General features: G+C 65.5%; 12 protein-coding genes. 3 read left to right on the top strand and 9 right to left on the bottom strand.

The window, feature by feature from the left end; genetic code table 11:
* The first annotated feature begins 500 nt into the window (after positions 1-500).
* Complete coding sequence (locus P7C00_RS11700) at positions 501-1,301, top strand: LuxR C-terminal-related transcriptional regulator (protein ID WP_346631650.1); 801 nt, start codon at positions 501-503, stop codon at positions 1,299-1,301.
* Positions 1,302-1,361: 60 nt separating this feature from the next.
* Positions 1,362-2,783 carry an efflux transporter outer membrane subunit gene (locus P7C00_RS11695; RefSeq protein WP_404939092.1) on the top strand — a complete coding sequence of 474 codons (1,422 nt, stop codon included), beginning with the start codon at positions 1,362-1,364 and terminating at the stop codon, positions 2,781-2,783.
* A 20-nt stretch (positions 2,784-2,803) separates the two neighbouring features.
* On the opposite strand, the gene P7C00_RS11690 is transcribed toward P7C00_RS11695, so the two are convergent.
* The 9 genes from P7C00_RS11690 to P7C00_RS11650 all read right to left on the bottom strand — a co-directional run bounded on the left by P7C00_RS11690 (position 2,804) and on the right by P7C00_RS11650 (position 15,897).
* Positions 2,804-5,908, bottom strand: a complete 3,105-nt coding sequence (locus P7C00_RS11690; protein ID WP_404939090.1) for an efflux RND transporter permease subunit — start codon at positions 5,906-5,908, stop codon at positions 2,804-2,806.
* Complete coding sequence (locus P7C00_RS11685; protein ID WP_404939088.1) at positions 5,905-7,113, bottom strand: efflux RND transporter periplasmic adaptor subunit; 1,209 nt, start codon at positions 7,111-7,113, stop codon at positions 5,905-5,907. The genes P7C00_RS11690 and P7C00_RS11685 overlap by 4 nt, the downstream gene beginning before the upstream one ends.
* 520 nt (positions 7,114-7,633) lie before the next feature.
* Complete coding sequence (aepX, locus tag P7C00_RS11680) at positions 7,634-8,524, bottom strand: phosphoenolpyruvate mutase (RefSeq protein ID WP_346631654.1); 891 nt, start codon at positions 8,522-8,524, stop codon at positions 7,634-7,636.
* A gap of 55 nt (positions 8,525-8,579) precedes the next feature.
* A complete protein-coding gene (fumC, locus tag P7C00_RS11675; protein WP_404939953.1) occupies positions 8,580-9,965 on the bottom strand; it encodes a class II fumarate hydratase in 1,386 nt (461 codons plus the stop codon).
* An 87-nt stretch (positions 9,966-10,052) separates the two neighbouring features.
* Positions 10,053-10,883: a hypothetical protein gene (locus P7C00_RS11670; RefSeq protein ID WP_346631656.1), complete on the bottom strand. Its 831-nt coding sequence runs from the start codon at positions 10,881-10,883 to the stop codon at positions 10,053-10,055.
* 122 nt (positions 10,884-11,005) lie between these two features.
* The gene (locus P7C00_RS11665; protein ID WP_404939086.1) at positions 11,006-12,235 is read right to left on the bottom strand and encodes an aminotransferase class I/II-fold pyridoxal phosphate-dependent enzyme; all 1,230 of its coding nucleotides are present in this window, start codon (positions 12,233-12,235) and stop codon (positions 11,006-11,008) included.
* Positions 12,236-12,506: 271 nt separating this feature from the next.
* Positions 12,507-13,742 (bottom strand): MFS transporter, encoded by a 1,236-nt coding sequence (locus P7C00_RS11660; protein ID WP_346631658.1) that lies wholly within the window; start codon positions 13,740-13,742, stop codon positions 12,507-12,509.
* A gap of 101 nt (positions 13,743-13,843) precedes the next feature.
* A complete protein-coding gene (locus P7C00_RS11655) occupies positions 13,844-14,668 on the bottom strand; it encodes a hypothetical protein (RefSeq protein WP_346631659.1) in 825 nt (274 codons plus the stop codon).
* 2 nt (positions 14,669-14,670) lie between these two features.
* Positions 14,671-15,897, bottom strand: a complete 1,227-nt coding sequence (locus P7C00_RS11650) for an MFS transporter (RefSeq protein ID WP_404939084.1) — start codon at positions 15,895-15,897, stop codon at positions 14,671-14,673.
* 95 nt (positions 15,898-15,992) lie between these two features.
* On the opposite strand from P7C00_RS11650, the gene P7C00_RS11645 reads away from it, so the two are divergent.
* Positions 15,993-16,910, top strand: coding sequence for a LysR family transcriptional regulator (locus P7C00_RS11645; RefSeq protein ID WP_404939082.1), 918 nt, complete (start codon positions 15,993-15,995; stop codon positions 16,908-16,910).

Here is a 16,910-nt window from a genome sequence, read left to right as displayed (position 1 = left end):
CGGATTTAAGCATCGGCCCCAACCCCTGTATGTCACCCGAAACCCGGACATTCCAGGGCCGGATCGGGGCCTTCAGAATGGCCCTGACAGGCCGCCGGACAATCCCCCACGCAGGCACTTTCGACCGCCTCATCCGCAGCCCCGGAACGCTGCTGCGGATCAGCTGAAATAGCTGTAGGACATTGACCATCCGTACACGAGGCTCATGGCCTGGCCAACCCTCCCGTCAAGGCCGGATGAGCCTGTGCTTACAGTGACTTGCAGAGCCGCGAGGACGAACGCCGGCGGGCGTTGCGAGCCTGTTGCCGGCTCATAGGGGAAACCCCGGTAGCGCTCTGGCGCGGCCTGTCTGTCCCGGTTTACCCCTACAGACGCAAAGTAAATTCTTAGGCTTAAATCAGATTTTTCCGACTCGATCAGGTGCATGAACACTGTGCTACGGGGCACCGTGGCAACCGCGTTTCGATCAGCGATTTGTCTCGATCAAGGATGATAAGGATATGGGTCTGACCAGCAGTATCGCCAACATGGAAACTCCACCCTTCTACTTCGAACTGGGGCAATTGATCTCCAGTACCGGCCATTGCGGATTCGCCAGGGACATGCTGCAACTGGTGGACAAGCTGGTGCCGGTCAGCCAGTTGCTGCTCAGCGAGTGGACCCTCGACGAACGCCAGGCCAGCTCCCTGGCAATCACCCTGCTGGGGCGTGCCGGGCTGCAGGAGGACCTGCCCCTGCCGGAGCCCCCGCGACGCCATGATCCCCTGCTGCACAAGATGCTGGAAATGGACGACTCGCTGCTGATTCAGATGAATGCCCAGGTCCAGTACGGGCCTTCGCGCAACACCCCGCACCAATGCCATCTGGTCTCGCGCAAAGCCAACCGCCGCTGTGTCATTACCCTCTACCGCGCCCCCTCTCAGGGCGGTTTTTCCCTGGCCGAACTGTCCTTTCTCAAGAGCCTGTCGGAAACATTGCTGCCGCTGTTGGAGCGCCATGCCCAACTGCATCGGCAACAGGCCCTGAAGAACCTGCGCAGCTGGAGCACCCGCCCCCTGGATGCGCGCCAGCAGACACCCCTGCAACGGGAGTTCGACGAGCGCCTGTCCCTGGGGGACATCAGCCTGTCGGCCCGGGAAAAAGAAGTCTGTCTGGGGCTGTTGACCGGAGGTACGGTGCCGGAAATGGCCCAGCGCCTGAGCGTCAAGAACAGCTCCATCGAAACCTACCTCAAGCGTGCCGCCGCCAAGCTTGGGGTCAGTGGCCGCCACGGCCTGGCCAAGTGGATGGTCGGCGCCTGAGGCGCGGTGCCGGCGCCCCCTGTCGTCCACCCTCAGGATGTCCTTGTCACGAGGCTGATCATGCGTAACTCCCCATCGATCCTGGCGGCCCTGGCCCTGACCCTCGGCGGCTGCTCGCTGATCCCGGACTACCAGCGCCCACAGCCGCCGGTGGCGCCCCAGTACCCTCAAGGCCCGGCCTACGCCTCGGCCACAGGCACGCCGGGGGCCGACTGGCAGGGCCTGTTCCAGGACCCCTTGCTGCAACAGTTGATCCACAGTGCCCTGGAAAACAACCGCGACCTGCGGGTGGCGGCCCTGAACGTCGCGGCCTACCAGGCCCAATACCGCATCCAGCGCGCCGACCTGCTGCCGGCGGTGTCGGCCAGTGTCGACGGCAAGCGCCAGCGTCTGCCCGAGCAGATGACCGGCGGCAAGGCGCTGATCAATTCCAGTTATTCGGCGAACCTGGGCATCAGCGCCTATGAGCTGGATTTCTTCGGCCGCATCCGCAGCCTCAGCCAACAGGCATTGATGACTTACCTGTCCAGCGAGCAAGCCCGGCGCAGCGCGCAGTTGAGCCTGGTGGCCAATGTCGCCAGCGCCTACCTGACCTGGTGCGCCGACCAGGAACTGCTGGAGCTGACCCGCAAGACCCTGGCCGCGGATGAACAGAGCCTGCGTTTGACCACCCGCAACGGCAACGCCGGGAAGATCTCGGCCCTGGACGTGGCCCAGGCCCGCACCAGCGTCGACAGCGCCCGGGCCAGCCTGGCCCGCTACCAGCGCCAGGTGGCCCAGGACCTGAACAACCTGACCCTGTTGGTGGGTGCGCCGCTGCCCGCCGACCTGCCCCAGCGCAGGTTGGCCGAAGGCATGCTGGCCCAGGTGCCCGCTGGCCTGCCTTCGAGCCTGTTGCAGCGACGCCCGGACATTCTCCAGGCCGAGTACCAGCTGCAGGCCGCCAACGCCAACATCGGCGCGGCACGGGCGGCGTTCTTCCCCAGCGTCAGCCTGACCGCCAATGCCGGCAGCTCCAGCAAGGAGCTCTCGGGGCTGTTCAAGGGCGGCGCCGGCGGCTGGACCTTTCAGCCGCAGATCAACCTGCCGATCTTCAATGCCGGCAACCTGCGCGCCAGCCTGGACTACGCCCGGCTGCAGAAGGACATCAGCGTCGCCCAGTATGAAAAGGCCATTCAGACCGCCTTCCAGGAAGTGGCCGACGGCCTGGCCGCACGCCAGACCTACCAGCAGCAACTGATGGCCCAGGGCAATCTGGTGCAGGCCAGCCAGGACTACTACAACCTGGCCGAGCATCGCTATCGCATCGGCGTAGACAGCAATCTGGTGTTCCTCGATGCCCAGCGCTCACTGTTCAGTGCCCAGCAGGGCCTGATCAACGACCGCCTGGCGCAGTTGCTGGCCGAGGTCGACCTGTACCGGGCCCTGGGCGGCGCCTGGAGCGAAGCACCAAGCCTGGCCCGCTCCGAAGTACAACCCTGACGCCAGCCTCGGCTTGAGCTTCAAGGCTGCGGTGGCCGCGCTGCGGCACGGTCCTCCGGGGTGACCGATGTCAGTCGTGCCAGGCGCGGCGCCAGCCACTGGTTCAGGTCGTCCATGTAGCTGAAAACCACCGGCACCAGCACCAGGCTCAACAGGGTCGAGGTGATCAGCCCACCGATCACCGCCACGGCCATGGGCGCGCGGAATCCCGCGTCGGCTCCACTGCTGAACACCGCCGGGAGCATGCCCGCGACCATGGCGATGGTGGTCATGATGATCGGCCGGGCACGCTCGGCTCCCGATTGGATCAGGGCCTGGTGCCGGGGCAAGCCGGCGCGGCGGTTCTCAATGGTGAACTCCACCATCAGGATCGAGTTCTTGGTGACGATGCCCATCAGCATCAGCAGGCCGATGACCACCGGCAAGTCGATGGCCGCGCCATACAGCAACAGCCCGCCAAGGGCCCCACCGATGGACAGCGGCAGCGCGACGAGAATGGTCAGCGGCTGCAGGAAGTCACGAAACAGCAGCACCAGCACCGCAAACACCATCATGATGCCCAACCCCATGGCCACGCCGAACTTGTCGAACATCTCGTTCATGTACTCCGCATCGCCATACTCGACCCGCCGTACCCCCTCGGGCAGCGGGTCCAGGGCCGGCAGTTGGTCGATGGCTTCCAGGGCGGCTCCCAGGGTGAGCCCCGCCAGATCGGCGTCCACCGAGACCCGGCGCAGCCGCGACAAGCGTTCGATCCGCGCCGGCCCGCTGCCGTAGCCGATATCGGCCACCGCGCTGAGGGGCAGCACCTTGCCGCTGTCGCTGCTGACGCCGAGGTTGTTCAGGGCATTCAGGTCGCCCTGCTCGATGGCCGGCAGCAGCACCCGGATCGGCACCTGGCGGTCATGGAAATTGAAGCGTGCCGAACTGGCGTTGATCTCGCCCACGGTGGCGATCCGCGCCACGCTGCCGATGGCCAGGGGGCTGACTCCGGCCCGGGCCGCTTCATCCACCCGGGGCTGGATCAGCAGTTCCGGGCGCAGCAACGGCTCGTTGACCTGGACGTTGGCGATGCCCTCGATGCCGCGCATTTCTCGCTGCAGGGCATGGGCGGCCTGGCTCAGTGCCTGCCCGTCGGAGCCCACCAGGATGATCGAGATGTCCCGGGCTGCGCTCTCGCCGCGAAAGGCATAGCGCAAGTCGGCAAAGCCGTTGAGCAGCGGCCGCAGGGATTGCTCGAAGGCCTTCTGGCTGAGCTCACGCTGATCCGCCGGCACCAGCCGCACCAGGAGCTGGGCAGTGGCCACATCGGTGGCCCCGGAGGAGTCCTCGCCGCCGGCGGTGGCAAACACCGACAGCACCTCGGGCCGCTGGCGCAACTGCTCGGCCATGCTGGTCAGCACGGTGTCGGTCCGGGCCAGGGAGCTGCCGGGGGGCAAGGACACGTCGATGCGCGACAGGCTGATGTCATTGACCGGCATAAACCCCGAAGGCAGCAGCGGCACCAGGGCCAACGAACCGATCAGAAACAGCCCGGCAATGCCCAGACTCTTGCCCCGGTGCTGCAGGGCCCATTCCAACAGCTTCAGGTAGCGCGCCAGCAAACCCCGGGGCGCTGGCGGGTGCGGGCCATGCCGGGAAGGCGCCTTGGGCTTGAGCAAGTAGGCGGCCATCAGCGGCGTCACCAGACGCGCCACCAGCAGCGATGCCAGTACCGCCGCCGAGACCGTGATGCCGAACGGGGTGAAATACTGGCCGACGAAGCCGCCGATGAAACTCACCGGCAGGAACACCGCGACGATGGTGGCGGTGATCGCCACTACCGCAAAGCCGATGGCGTCGCTGGCGTCGATGGCCGCCTGGTAGGGGCGCTTGCCCTGCTCCAGATGGCGCTCGATGTTCTCGATCTCGACGATGGCGTCGTCCACCAGGATGCCGATCACCAGGGTCAGGGCCAGCAGGGTGATGCTGTTCAACGAGTAGCCGAAGACGGCCATGACGACGAAGGTCGGCAGAATCGACAACGGCAGGGCAATGGCCGCCACCAGGGTGGCGCGCCAGCTTCTGAGGAATATGAAGACCACCAGGATGGTCAGCAGCGCGCCCTCGATCAGGGTCATGATCGCCGCATCGTAGCTGGCCAGGGTGTAGTCCACCGAGGACGAGATCGGGTGAATCTCCACGTCCGGGTTCTGCGCTTGCAGGCGCTGGAGGGCCGCTGCGACGCCTGCAGCCACCAGGGTGTCGCTGGAGCCCTTGGCGCGGAACACCGCAAAGCCCACCACTTCCTCGCCGTTGAGCCGGGCCCGGGAGCGGGCTTCACTGGCGCCGTCATGGACCCTGGCCAGATCCCCCAGCCGTGCCCAGCGTCCCTCGGGAAGAGCGATGGGGGTGTTGCTCAGGGCCTCCACCGTCAGCGCACTGCCCAGGGTGCGTATGGATTGCTCGTTGTTGCCCAGCCGGGTACGGCCGCCGGGAACGTTGATATTGGTCTGCACCAGTTGCCTGTTGACCTGCTCGGCGGTGATCCCCAGGGCCTGCAGGCGCTCGGCCTGCAGCTCGACCTTGACCTCGCGCTCGACGCCCCCCAGGCGCTGGACTTTCTGCACCCCGGGCACCGCTAGCAGATCGCGACTGAGCACGTCGTCGACGAACCAGGACAGATCCACCAGGCGCCGTTCGCTGCCCTTGAGCGCATAGTTGAGGATCGCCCCGCCCTCGACATCGATGCGGGTGATCATCGGCTCCTCGATGGTCTGCGGCAGGTCGGCACGGATCAGGGCAATGGCGTCGCGAATGTCGTTGGCCGCCCGCCCGGGATCGATACCGAGCTGGAACTCCACAGTGGTCACCGAGATGCCGTCGGCCACTGTGGAGGTGATGTGGCGAATCCCGGCGAGGCCGGACACCGCGCGCTCGACCCGCAGGGTGACCGAGTGTTCAAGCTCGGTGGGCGCAGCGCCCACCTGGGACACGACCACGGTGATCACCGGGAAGTCCACGCGCGGATTGGCGTTGATCGGCAGTTTCACAAAGGCCAGGCAACCGGCCACCGCCAGCACCAGAAACATCACCAGGGTCGGTATCGGGCGGCGAATCGCCCAGGAGGAAAGCTGCAGGCTCATGGTTCAAGGCTCTCGTCATCGGCCAGGACCACCACATCGCCGTCGCGGACGAAGGCCGAGGCCCGTGCCACGACCCGCTCCCCCGCCACCAGACCCGAGAGCACCTCCACCTGGATGCCGTCCCGCCGGCCGACACGGATCTGCCGCAAGCTGGCCACCTCCTGCGTATTGAGCACCACCACCGAAGCCTGGTCATCGCTGGCGAAGGTCAGGGCCCGTTGTGGCAGCACCAGGCCCAGGGTCTGTTGCGGCAGCTCCAGGGTGCTGCTGGCGAAACTGCCGGCGCGCAACCCCGGCTCGGCGGCCAGGGCGATACGCACCCGGCCGCGTCGGGTCAGGGGATCGACTTTCGGCGCCAGCAGGCGGACCTGGCCGGCCACCGGTGTCGCCAGCCCCGCGACCTGGACCTGGACCTCGGTGCCGACCTGCAGGGCGCGCAACGCGCTTTCTGCCACCTCACCATCCAACTCCAGCTGGTTGTCACGGATCAGCCGGAACAACGGCTCGGCACCGCTCAGGGCCCCAACCCGCGCCAGGCGCTCGGACACCACGGCCGCCACCGGCGCCCGTACCGTGGCCTTCTGGCGTTGCGTGCGGGCATCGGCCAGTTGCGCCCGAGCCTGTTCATACTCGGCCCGGGCCGCCGCCAGGCTGGCCTGGGTGGAACGTGCCTGAGCCCGTTGCTGGTCCACCTGTTGCGCACTGGCCGCGCCGAAACCACCCAGTTGATCAAAACGCTCCTGGCTGGTCCGGGCTTCCCCGTACAGTGCCTGTTGCTGACGGATCAAGGCCGCCGTGCGCCCAAGGGCCGCCTCGGCCTGACGCACCTGGGCGTCCAGGGTGGCCGTCTCCAGCTCCGCGAGGATCTGCCCGGCCACCACCCGGTCGCCCTCCTCCACCCGCACTGCGGCCACCCGTTGTTCCTGCAAGGCAGTGCCGATGGCAATCTCCTCCCGGGGAACCAGGGTGCCGCTGATGAAGATGCGCTGCCCGACATTGCCGGGCCGGGCCACGACGCTGCTGACCTTGAGCTCCTGCGGCGCTTGTTCGACACGTTGCACCAGCTCGGTCTCCGGCACCCACAGCGCCACCGCCGCCACCAGCAGGGTCAACAGCGCCGTCGCCAGCAGCTTCGGGGTATGTTGGGCAAGACGCTGCAAACGCCGGGCACGACTCTGCTCGGGAGTGAGATTGCTCAGGTTCATCTGACGGGTACTCGAAGGTTCACGGGCGCCATGGAAGCGGGCGCGATGGAGGCAGCAAGCGATCGATCCACTCTCGACTCGACACTCGGCGCGGGCCGCAAGGTACTGAATAGTCCTGCAACGACCACAGGCTAGCGCGGGGCCCTGGCCGGTGCTGTAAATCTCTGTGAAAAATAGTGCAGTAAAGCACCAGGGGCAGAACGGGAGGTGAGGACAGTACGGATACCGCGGGGGACGCAGAACGCGTCGGGCTTGAAGCGCCGACCCGGCCAGCCAAGGGCAGTAGGCAAAACAGGGACCGGGCAGGCAGGTGCTGCGATGTTGCAGCCCGCCCTGACCAGAGACCTCCACTGAGCTTGTAGCCTGTGGTGGCTGGCCGGGCGAACGGGGCAATTCTAAGTGGCGGCCCTGGCGACGTATGTAAGAAAATTCTTATTCCCGTGCATCCTCAGTCGCGCCGTCAGCCGGGATAAAACCAGAATTTTCCAAGAACCCTCGGGACCGCCTCTGTCCCCCGCGGCTAACGGGTGCCCGGCACCAGATCGAGGATCTCCTCGATGCCCAGGCAACGGGGCTCCACCTCCAGGGTCCGGCCATGTTCGAGAATGCCCACCGCCACATCACGCATCGCCATGTAGGCGCTGCGCAGCATGTGGTTGGCATAGATCACCGCGTTGAAACCGGCTCCTTCCAGCTCGTCGAAACTCAAATGGGCATAGCTGGTGGGCACGCAGATCAGCGGCACCCGGGGACAGTGGCGGCGGAACTGGCGGGCGAATTCGAGGATCTCCAGGCCGTCCTTTTTCCGACTGTGGATCATGATCCCGTCGGCGCCGGCGGCGACATAGGCCAGGCAACGCTCGATGGCGTCGTCCATGCCCTTGTCGAGGATCAGGCTTTCACAGCGAGCGATGATCAGCAGTTCTTCATGGCTGCGGCTGGCGCAGCCTACGCGGATCTTCTCGCAGAACTCCTCGATGCTGTCCTGGACCTGGCTCACGGCGGTACCGAACAGGGAGTTCTTCTTCAGCCCGCACTTGTCCTCGATGACCACTGCCGAGACTCCGGCCCGGTCCAGCATCTTCACGTGGATGGCGAAGTGTTCGGCCTTGCCCCCGGTGTCGCCATCGAAAATCATCGGCAGCGAACAGACATCGAAGATCTCGCGAATGCCGTGCAGGCGGTTGCTCGGTGAGAGGATCTCGATGTCCGGCAGGCCCTTGTGGGTCGAGTCGGTCAGGGAGCTGGACCAGATGGCGTCGTAAGTCAGGCTGGGCCCGGGCCCGCGCTCCAGCCTGGATTGTTCGGCCAGCAGCGCCGAGATCGGGCTGTGGGCTTCAAGGACCCGCAGACAGCGCTTGCGGCGCAGCAACTGGCTCAGGTTGGTTCGGCGAATATCAGCGTCCTGCATGGGATTCACGCGCCTCTTGTGAGTAGGAACAGCGGGTTGGCTGCGGGTCCTGGGGTCAGGGGTGGGTCATGTCCAGGGCCACCACATAGCGGTCGAAATCCGCGGCCGAAACGTAGCCCAGCTGTTGCGCCACCTCCCGCAGGGACTTGCCCTCGTGGTGGGCGGTCTTGGCGATGATGGCCGCCTTGTCGTAGCCGATGTGCCGGTTGAGGGCGGTCACCAGCATCAGATTCTTCTCGATGTTGGCCTCGATCCGCGCCCGGTTCGGTTCGATGCCCACCGCGCAATGGTCGTTGAAGGCGCGGCAGGATTCGGCCAGCAAGGTGATGCTTTCCAGCACGTTGTGCACCATCACCGGCTTGTAGACGTTGAGCTGGAAATTGCCCTGGCTGCCGGCGAAGGCCACGCTGGCGTCGTTGCCGAAGACCTGGGCACAGACCATGGTCAGCGCCTCGCACTGGGTCGGGTTGACCTTGCCCGGCATGATCGAGGAGCCCGGCTCGTTCTCGGGGATGTCGATCTCGCCGATGCCGCAGCGCGGTCCGCTGGCCAGCCAGCGCACGTCGTTGGCGATCTTCATCAGGGCCATGGCCAGGGTGCGGATCGCCGCCGAGGTGTTGATCAGCGCGTCATGGGCCGACAGGGCGAAGAACTTGTTGGCGCAGGACTTGAACGGGTAGCCGGTGAGCTCGGCGATGATTCGCGCGCACTCGTCGCCGAACTGCGGATGGGAGTTGAGCCCGGTGCCCACCGCCGTGCCGCCGATGGCCAGGTCGTAGAGGCCGCCGAGGTTGAGTTCGATGGCCCCCAGGGCGTAGTCGATCTGCTCGACCCAGCCGCCGATTTCCTGGCCGAGGGTGATGGGCGTGGCGTCCTGCAGGTGGGTCCGGCCGACCTTGACCACATCGCGATACTGCTCGGATTTCTCGAACAGGGTGTCTCGCAGGGTTGCCACACCGGGCAGCAGGGTTTCGAAGATTTCCGTCACCACCACCATGTACATGGCCGTGGGAAAGGTGTCGTTGGACGACTGCCCACGGTTGACGTGGTCGTTGGGATGAACCGGCTTCTTGCTGCCCACTTCGCCGCCGAGCATCTCGATGGCCCGGTTGGCGATCACTTCGTTGGCGTTCATGTTGGACTGGGTGCCGGAGCCGGTCTGGAACACCACCAGCGGGAAGTGTTCGTCCAACTGCCCGCTGATGACTTCGTCCGCCGCCTTGACGATGGGCAGCGCGATGGCTTCAGGCAGTTCGCCAAGCTTGAGGTTGGCCAGGGCCGCGGCCTTTTTCAGGATGCCCATGGCACGGATCATCGGCGCGCCCCACTGGAAGCGCGAACGGCCAATGGGGAAGTTGAGGATGGAGCGCTCGGTCTGGGCGCCCCAGTACTTGTTGGACGGTACGGAAATGGAACCCATCGAGTCGGATTCAAGACGCATGTTCATGGTTCTCCAGTCTTTGCTATGCAGCGCGATCAGTCATGGGACGCCGGGCCGTCACCGCGCCCGGCGTGGTTCGCAGGTGCCCTATGCCTTGAGCACGGAGGCCATCTTTTCCAGGTGCGCACAGGCCCGGACCACGTACTCGTCGGAGAGCGCGGCGATGCGCCGGTAGTTGATCTGCTGGCCGGTGGCCTGGGTGTAGAGCTTCAGGGCGTCGGTGGCGTGACGGAAATGCCGGGCCTCGACGGCGCCGCAGTGGACGCTGAGGAAGCCGGCGATGCGGTTGGCCTCCCCCGCCGGATAACCGCAGGATTCGCGCAGCCAGTTCTTCCACAGCGGCGTCATGAGGTTGTATTCGCCGGTGTTGAACAGCTCGGTCAGGGCCATCATCTCCAGGGCTTCCACCAGGTTCGGCGCCAGTGGGCGCTTCTCCCCGACCCAGGTGGAGAACTCCTTGGTGATGGGGTTCAGGTACTTGTCCTGCAAACGCCAGTTGTCGGAGCCGCAGATGGCCGAGGCCATGCGGTGGTACAGCTTGGAATGGTGGGGATGGCCGTGCATTTCGCCGAGGCCGACGTCTTCGACGATGATCTCGCCGCAATGCCGGGCGGCCTCCAGCAGCTTGAGCTTGTTGTCGTCGCCGGGCAGGTCCTCGGACTCCTGCAACAGCCGCACGATGATGCTAGACACGGCGTGGGCCGCGCCATCGGGGCTGCGCCAGCCGCAGAAGAAGGTGCACAGCGAATCCTCGGACCACCTGCTGGACGTCATGCGCTGGTAGGTCTGGCAGTAACCGTCCAGCTTGTCGGGATGGCTTTCAAAGCCGGTCAGCAGTGCCTCCACCAGATTCCGGTCTTCGACATCCACCAATGCCTGGTGCACGTAGCCGATGAACGCTTTGCGGGAACTCTCCATGTTTCTCTCCTGTATTTATTGTTCACTTCACGGACAGCAAGACGAGCGACGCCACCCAGGCCACCTGAGGGGCTCGGGAACAGCGGTGATGACGGTGCAACGATGGGCGACTTGAAGCGCCTTCAATCCATGACGATGGCCGACATGAACTGGGTGAAGCGGCCCAGGCCCTCGATCAACTCCTGGTACTCGACGGCGTAGGAAATCCGGATGCAGTGGGGGTCGCCACAACCCGACCCCGGGACCACGGCGATATGCGCCTCGGTCAGCAGCAGATCGGCCAGGTGCTCCACATCCCGGACCTGCTCGCCCCGGTAGTAGCCACCCAGCCGCGAGGAGATATCCAGGTAGAGATAGAAGGCCCCTTCTGGCGGTGCATAGCTGATGCCCTCCAGGCGATCCAGGTACGTGCGGGCGGCATGCAACTGCCGTTGCAGGAACGGATTGACCTCGGCGGCGAACTGGGATGAATCGGCGGTCAGGGTGTTGAGCGCGGCGTATTGGGACAGGCTGCTGGGGTTGGAGGTGGTGTGGCCCTGCAGATTGTGCATCGCGGCAATCACCGCGGCCGGGGCGCAGGCGTAACCCACCCGCCAGCCGGTCACCGCCTGGCTCTTGGAAAAGGAGTCGATCAGCACGGTCTGCGGTTTCAGCGCCGGGAACAGTGACAGGATGTTGTGATGCGCATGGGGTTCGCGCACCAGGCCGCGATAGCACTCGTCGAACATCACCCAGAGCCCCTGATGGAAGGCCAGTTGGGCGAGCGCCAGCAGTTGCTCGCGTTGATAGACGGTGCCCGTGGGGTTGTTGGGGGTGTTGATGACGATCATCCGGGTGCGCTCGGTCAGCGCCCCCTGCACCGCCTCGAGCGTCAGCCGGTAGTCGTCGCCACGGGTCTCGACCAACACGGGCGTGGCGCCCGCCAGGCGGATCTGGGTGGGAAAGGTTTCCCAGTACGGGGTCGGCACAATCACCTCGTCACCGGGGTTGAGCAGCACCATGCAGGCGTTGTACAGGGCCTGCTTGGCCCCGGCGGTCACTGCCACTTCATTGGCCGCGAAGGCCACGCCGGTGCGCTGGCTGACCCGCTGGGCAAGCTTTTCCCGCAGGGCCGGCAGGCCAATGGGCGGGGTGTAGCGATTGCGCGCGTTCTCGATGGCTTCGATGGCCCCGGTGCGCATGTCCTGGCAGGCGTCGAAGGACAATTCGCCGGCGGCGAAGTTGATCACCTTGACCCCGCTTTCCTTCAAGGCGTTGGCTTTGCTGCGCATGCTGGACGTACCGGGGGCACTGAGGCCCAGGGCACGCTTGGACAAGGAAAATCGGCTTGCAGTGGCTTCGCTGTTATTCATGTTCTTACCTGCGAAAACGATCTGGAAACAAGGCGCCCCGGATTCGGGAAACACCCTGCGCAGCCAACCTGGCTGAGGGCTCCAGCCAGGTCTTCTTACATTCTGATGACAGTCAGAATGTCCGGCCAATACCGTTTGCGTCGTGATTGATACTGCAAAAGTAAGAAATATCTGATGGCTGCGAGGCCCCTGCCGCGACCCCAGGCGCAGAACGCATCAGGCCCGGGCAGAACAGCCCCGGGCCTGATGATTCAAGGGACGACAGCGAGCGTCAGCCAGGGCTGGACAATGACCGGGCATCCGCGTCCAGGCCGCGCTGCACATACCAGGACAGGGGCAGCGTCAGCAGCAGCGTGGCGGACAGGGCCATCACCGCCAGGGGTATCCCGGTGACGTCCCCCAGGCTGCCGAACAGCACCGGAGCCAGCGCCCCACCACCGATGGTGCCGGTATAGAACAACGAGAACGCCTGCTCGCGCTTGCCGGCCCCCGCCAGGTCCGGCACCGCGCCATACAGCACCGAGGAGGTGCCGTTCAGGGCCAGGCCCAGCAAGGGCAACATCAGCATCAGGCCGTTGTAGGGCAGAAATACCGCCAGCACGATCAGGCTGGCGGTGGTGAACTCGGTGATCCACACCGTCTTCATCATGCCGATGCGCGCCCCCAGGTAACCGCACAGCAACTTGCCGAAGGCGCCACCGACAAACAGCAGGGTCAGGGCCAGGCCGATGCCGGCGGTGCCGGCGCCCTTGGCCTTGAGCAGAAACGGCAGGAAGGTCAGAAAACCCATGCGCACCGCGCTGTCCAGGGTGCCGGTGAGGATCAACGCGCGCATCCCGCTGGCGGAGCCTTGGCCCTTGACCGCCTTGGGCGCCTTCTCGCTCATGGCCGCGGTGACGGCCCGAGAGGGAATCAGCCACCACAGCAACAGCGCGGCGGCCAGCCCCAGGAGGCCGATCAGGGTGACACTGGCGCGCCAGCTGATCACCGTCAGCAACAGGCCCACCAGACCGGGGATCAGGGTCTTGCCGATGTCCCCGGCAAAGTTGTACTGGGACAGGGCCTCCTTGACCCCGCCTCCGGCTTCATGGGTGTCGGTGATCAAGGAAGACGCCAGCGGATGCTGGGTACTGGCCCCCAGGCCGCCCAGCAGCAGGGCCAGGAGCAACACGCTCAAGCCCCCGGCCTGCCCCGCCAGCAGGTAGGCCAGCCCGGCCAGGGCCGTACCGCCCACCAGCAGGCGCTCGCGTCCCCAGCGCTTGGCGGCACGGCTGGCCAGCAGTTGGAACCCGGCCATCATCCCGGAATAGACCCCGCGCAACAGGCCGATCTGGGCATAGCTCATGGCGAACTGCGCCTGCCAGATCGGCAGCAGCACGTAGATCACATCGGTGAGGCCGTCGTGTACCGCATGAGCACTGCAACCGGCCACCAGGGAGCGGCGGCGTACCGAGGTGTCGCTGGCCGGCGAGGCCTCCAGGGAGGCGCTGTGTTTCAGGTCATTCATCTTGGGGGCAGGCTGCGAGGTGGAAGGGATAGGGATCAGTCACAGGATAGGCAAGCCTGGGCCGGCCACCAGCCCCGTTGCCAGGGCCGGGCCGCACGCCATCAGCGCAACAGTTGAGTGCAGTCGCGCATCACCCGGGCCTTGCGCTGCAAGTATTCGCAGAAGATCTCCCGCGCTGCGTGGGGGTCGACACGCACCTGCATGGCATCGACGAACCCCTCGACCGCCGCCACCGCATGGGCGAAGTGATTGCTCTCGGTGCCGCCGGTGTGCACCGTGACCCAGGCCACGGTGGTGCGGGCCTTTTCCGCCGGTACGCCCATGTCGCGGACGAACCATTGCTTGTACAGCGGGTGGATGAACTCCACTTCACCGTGGGTATAGACCTCGTGGATCAGGGTGGTCAGCAGGCCCTGGAGCAGGTCGCGATCGCGCAGACGGCGAAAGTCGGTCCAGTCCTTGAAGGCTTGCGCCGAGGGCAGGCAGTTTTCCTTGAGCAGCCACTGGTCGTCGCCGCAAATGGGCGTCGCCATGTTGTAGAACAGGTCCGAATGCAGGGTGTTGCCCAGGGCGCCGAGGTCTTCATCGGTAATGCGCTGCAGGCTGCCACAGGCGCGATAGAGACCGTCGGCGGCTTCCGAGCCCTGCCCCGAGCGGGCCAGCAAGGTGATGCGGTTGGCCAGGCCGGAAACGCTGGTGGCGGAATTGTTGGTCTTCGACCAGCTGGCGAAGAACTTGCGCAGCACGGCAGGCGCGTGGCGGCGCGAGGTGAGCTTCTCGAAGGCATTCTCGATGTCCACCAGGGCGTTCTCTTCGCTCCAGAACGCCTCGAACAGCGCATGCTTCAAGACACTGGCCGGCATGTCGTTCAACACAGGTTCGACGATCTTCAACAACTGGCTCTGCCGGGTCAGTACGTTATTCATGGTCACCTCACGTATTCCTTGTTGGATGATGAATCTAGGGGGGTCACCGGCCTGGGATCGGCAACCGGTGCTTCGGGTTCGAGGGGCTTCCAGCCGCCCCAGGCAATCAGCAGCGACAGCAGTTGGAAGACCACGATCAGCGCCACACAGCCCTGCCAGCCCCAATGGCTCCAGAGCAGTGCCGGGACCACAGCGCCGAAACTGCCTCCCAGGTAATAGAACGTCAGGTACAGCCCCACCGCCCCGGCCTTGTTGTGGCGGGCGGTGGCGGTGGTAAAGGAGTTGGCGGCGGCCTGGGCCAGGAATACCCCGGTGGAACTCAAGGCCAGGCCCAGCACGATCAGCCACAGGGAAGGCAACAGGGTCAGGGCCGAGCCGCCGACTCCGAGCAGGGCCGCAACCTTGAGCAACTCGGCCTGGGGCCGGGACTTGCTCAGGCGACCGGCGATGGGAATCACCACCAGTGCCAGCAGGAATACGCTGTAGATGGCCCCCAGCGCCGCGGCGCCCAGGTCGAAGGGCGGCAGGCTGAGGTAGAGCCCGGCGTAGGTGAAGGTGGCCACCTGGGAGAACAGCACGCAGAAGCCCACGCCATAGGCCGCCAGCAAGGGCCGGCGGCACAGCTCGCGCAGGGCCCGCACGCGGTTCTGGGCGCTTGTGCTGACCACTGGCGCATTGGCCGGCAACAGGAAATGGATGGCCACGCCGATCAGCAGGCTCAGGCCGGCCAACAGGGCGAAGGCCTCGCGCCAGCCGACGTATTCGGTCATGAAACCGGTGACGAAGCGTCCGGCGAAACCGCCCAGCACGGTGCCGGCCACGTAGAGGCTGGTGACTTCGGTGACGGTGCCGCCGCTCCAGCGATCGCCGATGTAGGCCACGCTGGTGGCGAACACCACCGGGATCAGCATGCCTTCGATGAAGCGCCAGAACAGCAACTGGGCGAAGCTGCCGGCACAGGCCGCCAGCAGCGCCGGCAGCGCCAGCAACAGGGAGGCCAGGACGATCACCGAGCGCTGCTGGAAACGGCCCGTGAAACGGCTGACAAAGGGCGCGGTAATGGCCACTGCCAGGGTGGTCACGGTGATGCTCCAGCCGGCTTCCCTGATGCTCACCTGAAAGCTCTGGGCGAACTCCTGGAGAATGCCCTGGGTTGCATACAGGTTGAGAAAGGCCGCACAACCGCACAAAAACAGGGCGATGCGGGCACAATGCTGGCGCGAATTCATGAAACCTCTCGTTTTATGACGAAAGGCCTTTATAAAATACGCCGCAACTCCAAGACCAATACCGATTTACGACCGATCAATACCCAGGGAACCGGATGCTCGATCTACGCAAATTGCGTTACTTTCTGACTGTCGCCGAGGAGCTGCACTTTGGCCGTGCCGCCCTGCGCCTGCACCTCGCGCAACCGCCGCTGACCCGGCAGATTTCGGCACTGGAAGCCGAGCTGGGGTTTCGCCTGTTCGACCGCACCAGTCGCACCGTCTCGCTCACCGCCCAGGGCCGGCACTTTTTGCCTTACGCCCGGGCTGTGCTGGAGCAGGTGGACCTGACCCAGGTCATGGCCAGCAAGCTGGCCAAGGGTTGCGCCGGGCAACTGGCCCTGGGCTACGCCAGCTCGATCGCCCTGTCGGACCTGTTCAGCCAGGCGATCCAGGCCTTCGCTCAGCGCTTCCCGGACGTACAGTTGACCCTGGTGGAAGGTGCCTCGGTCAGCCAGTGGTCGCAGATCGTCGATGGACGAATCGATATCGGCATGAGCCGGATGCAGCCTCCCAGCGAACAGAGCGAAATCCAGGCCCTGTCCCTGGGGGACGAACCCTTGGTGGCGGCCATCTCCAGCGACAGTCCCCTGGCCGCCCAGGATCAGGTGACCCTGGCCGAGCTCAGCGAACACCCGCTGATCCTGTTTCCCGCGGACTACGGTTCGGGGCTCAACGAGGCGATCGAACAACTCTACCGGCGTAACGGCCTGCCGCTGCGGCCGGGCCCCAGCGGCCGGCAGATCACCTCGATCATCGCCCTGGTCGCCGCCGGCCAGGGCATCGCCCTGGTGCCCCGCTGCACCCAGACCCTGGCCAAGAAAGGCGTGACCTACCGGCCGCTGACGGACCCCGGCGCCACGGCGCAACTGCTGGTACTGACCCGCAAGCAGGGGCGCAGCCAATTGGTGGAAGCCTTCATGGGGGTGCTCGACGAATTGCTGCAGGCGCAACCGGAGGCTGCAGGGCGTTAG

The organism is Pseudomonas sp. JDS08PS003 (assembly GCF_045013505.1).
In the GTDB taxonomy this organism is placed as follows: domain Bacteria; phylum Pseudomonadota; class Gammaproteobacteria; order Pseudomonadales; family Pseudomonadaceae; genus Aquipseudomonas; species Aquipseudomonas protegens_B.
The sequence above is the reverse complement of the archived record's forward strand: the minus strand, read 5'-3'. Positions and strand labels throughout refer to the sequence as shown.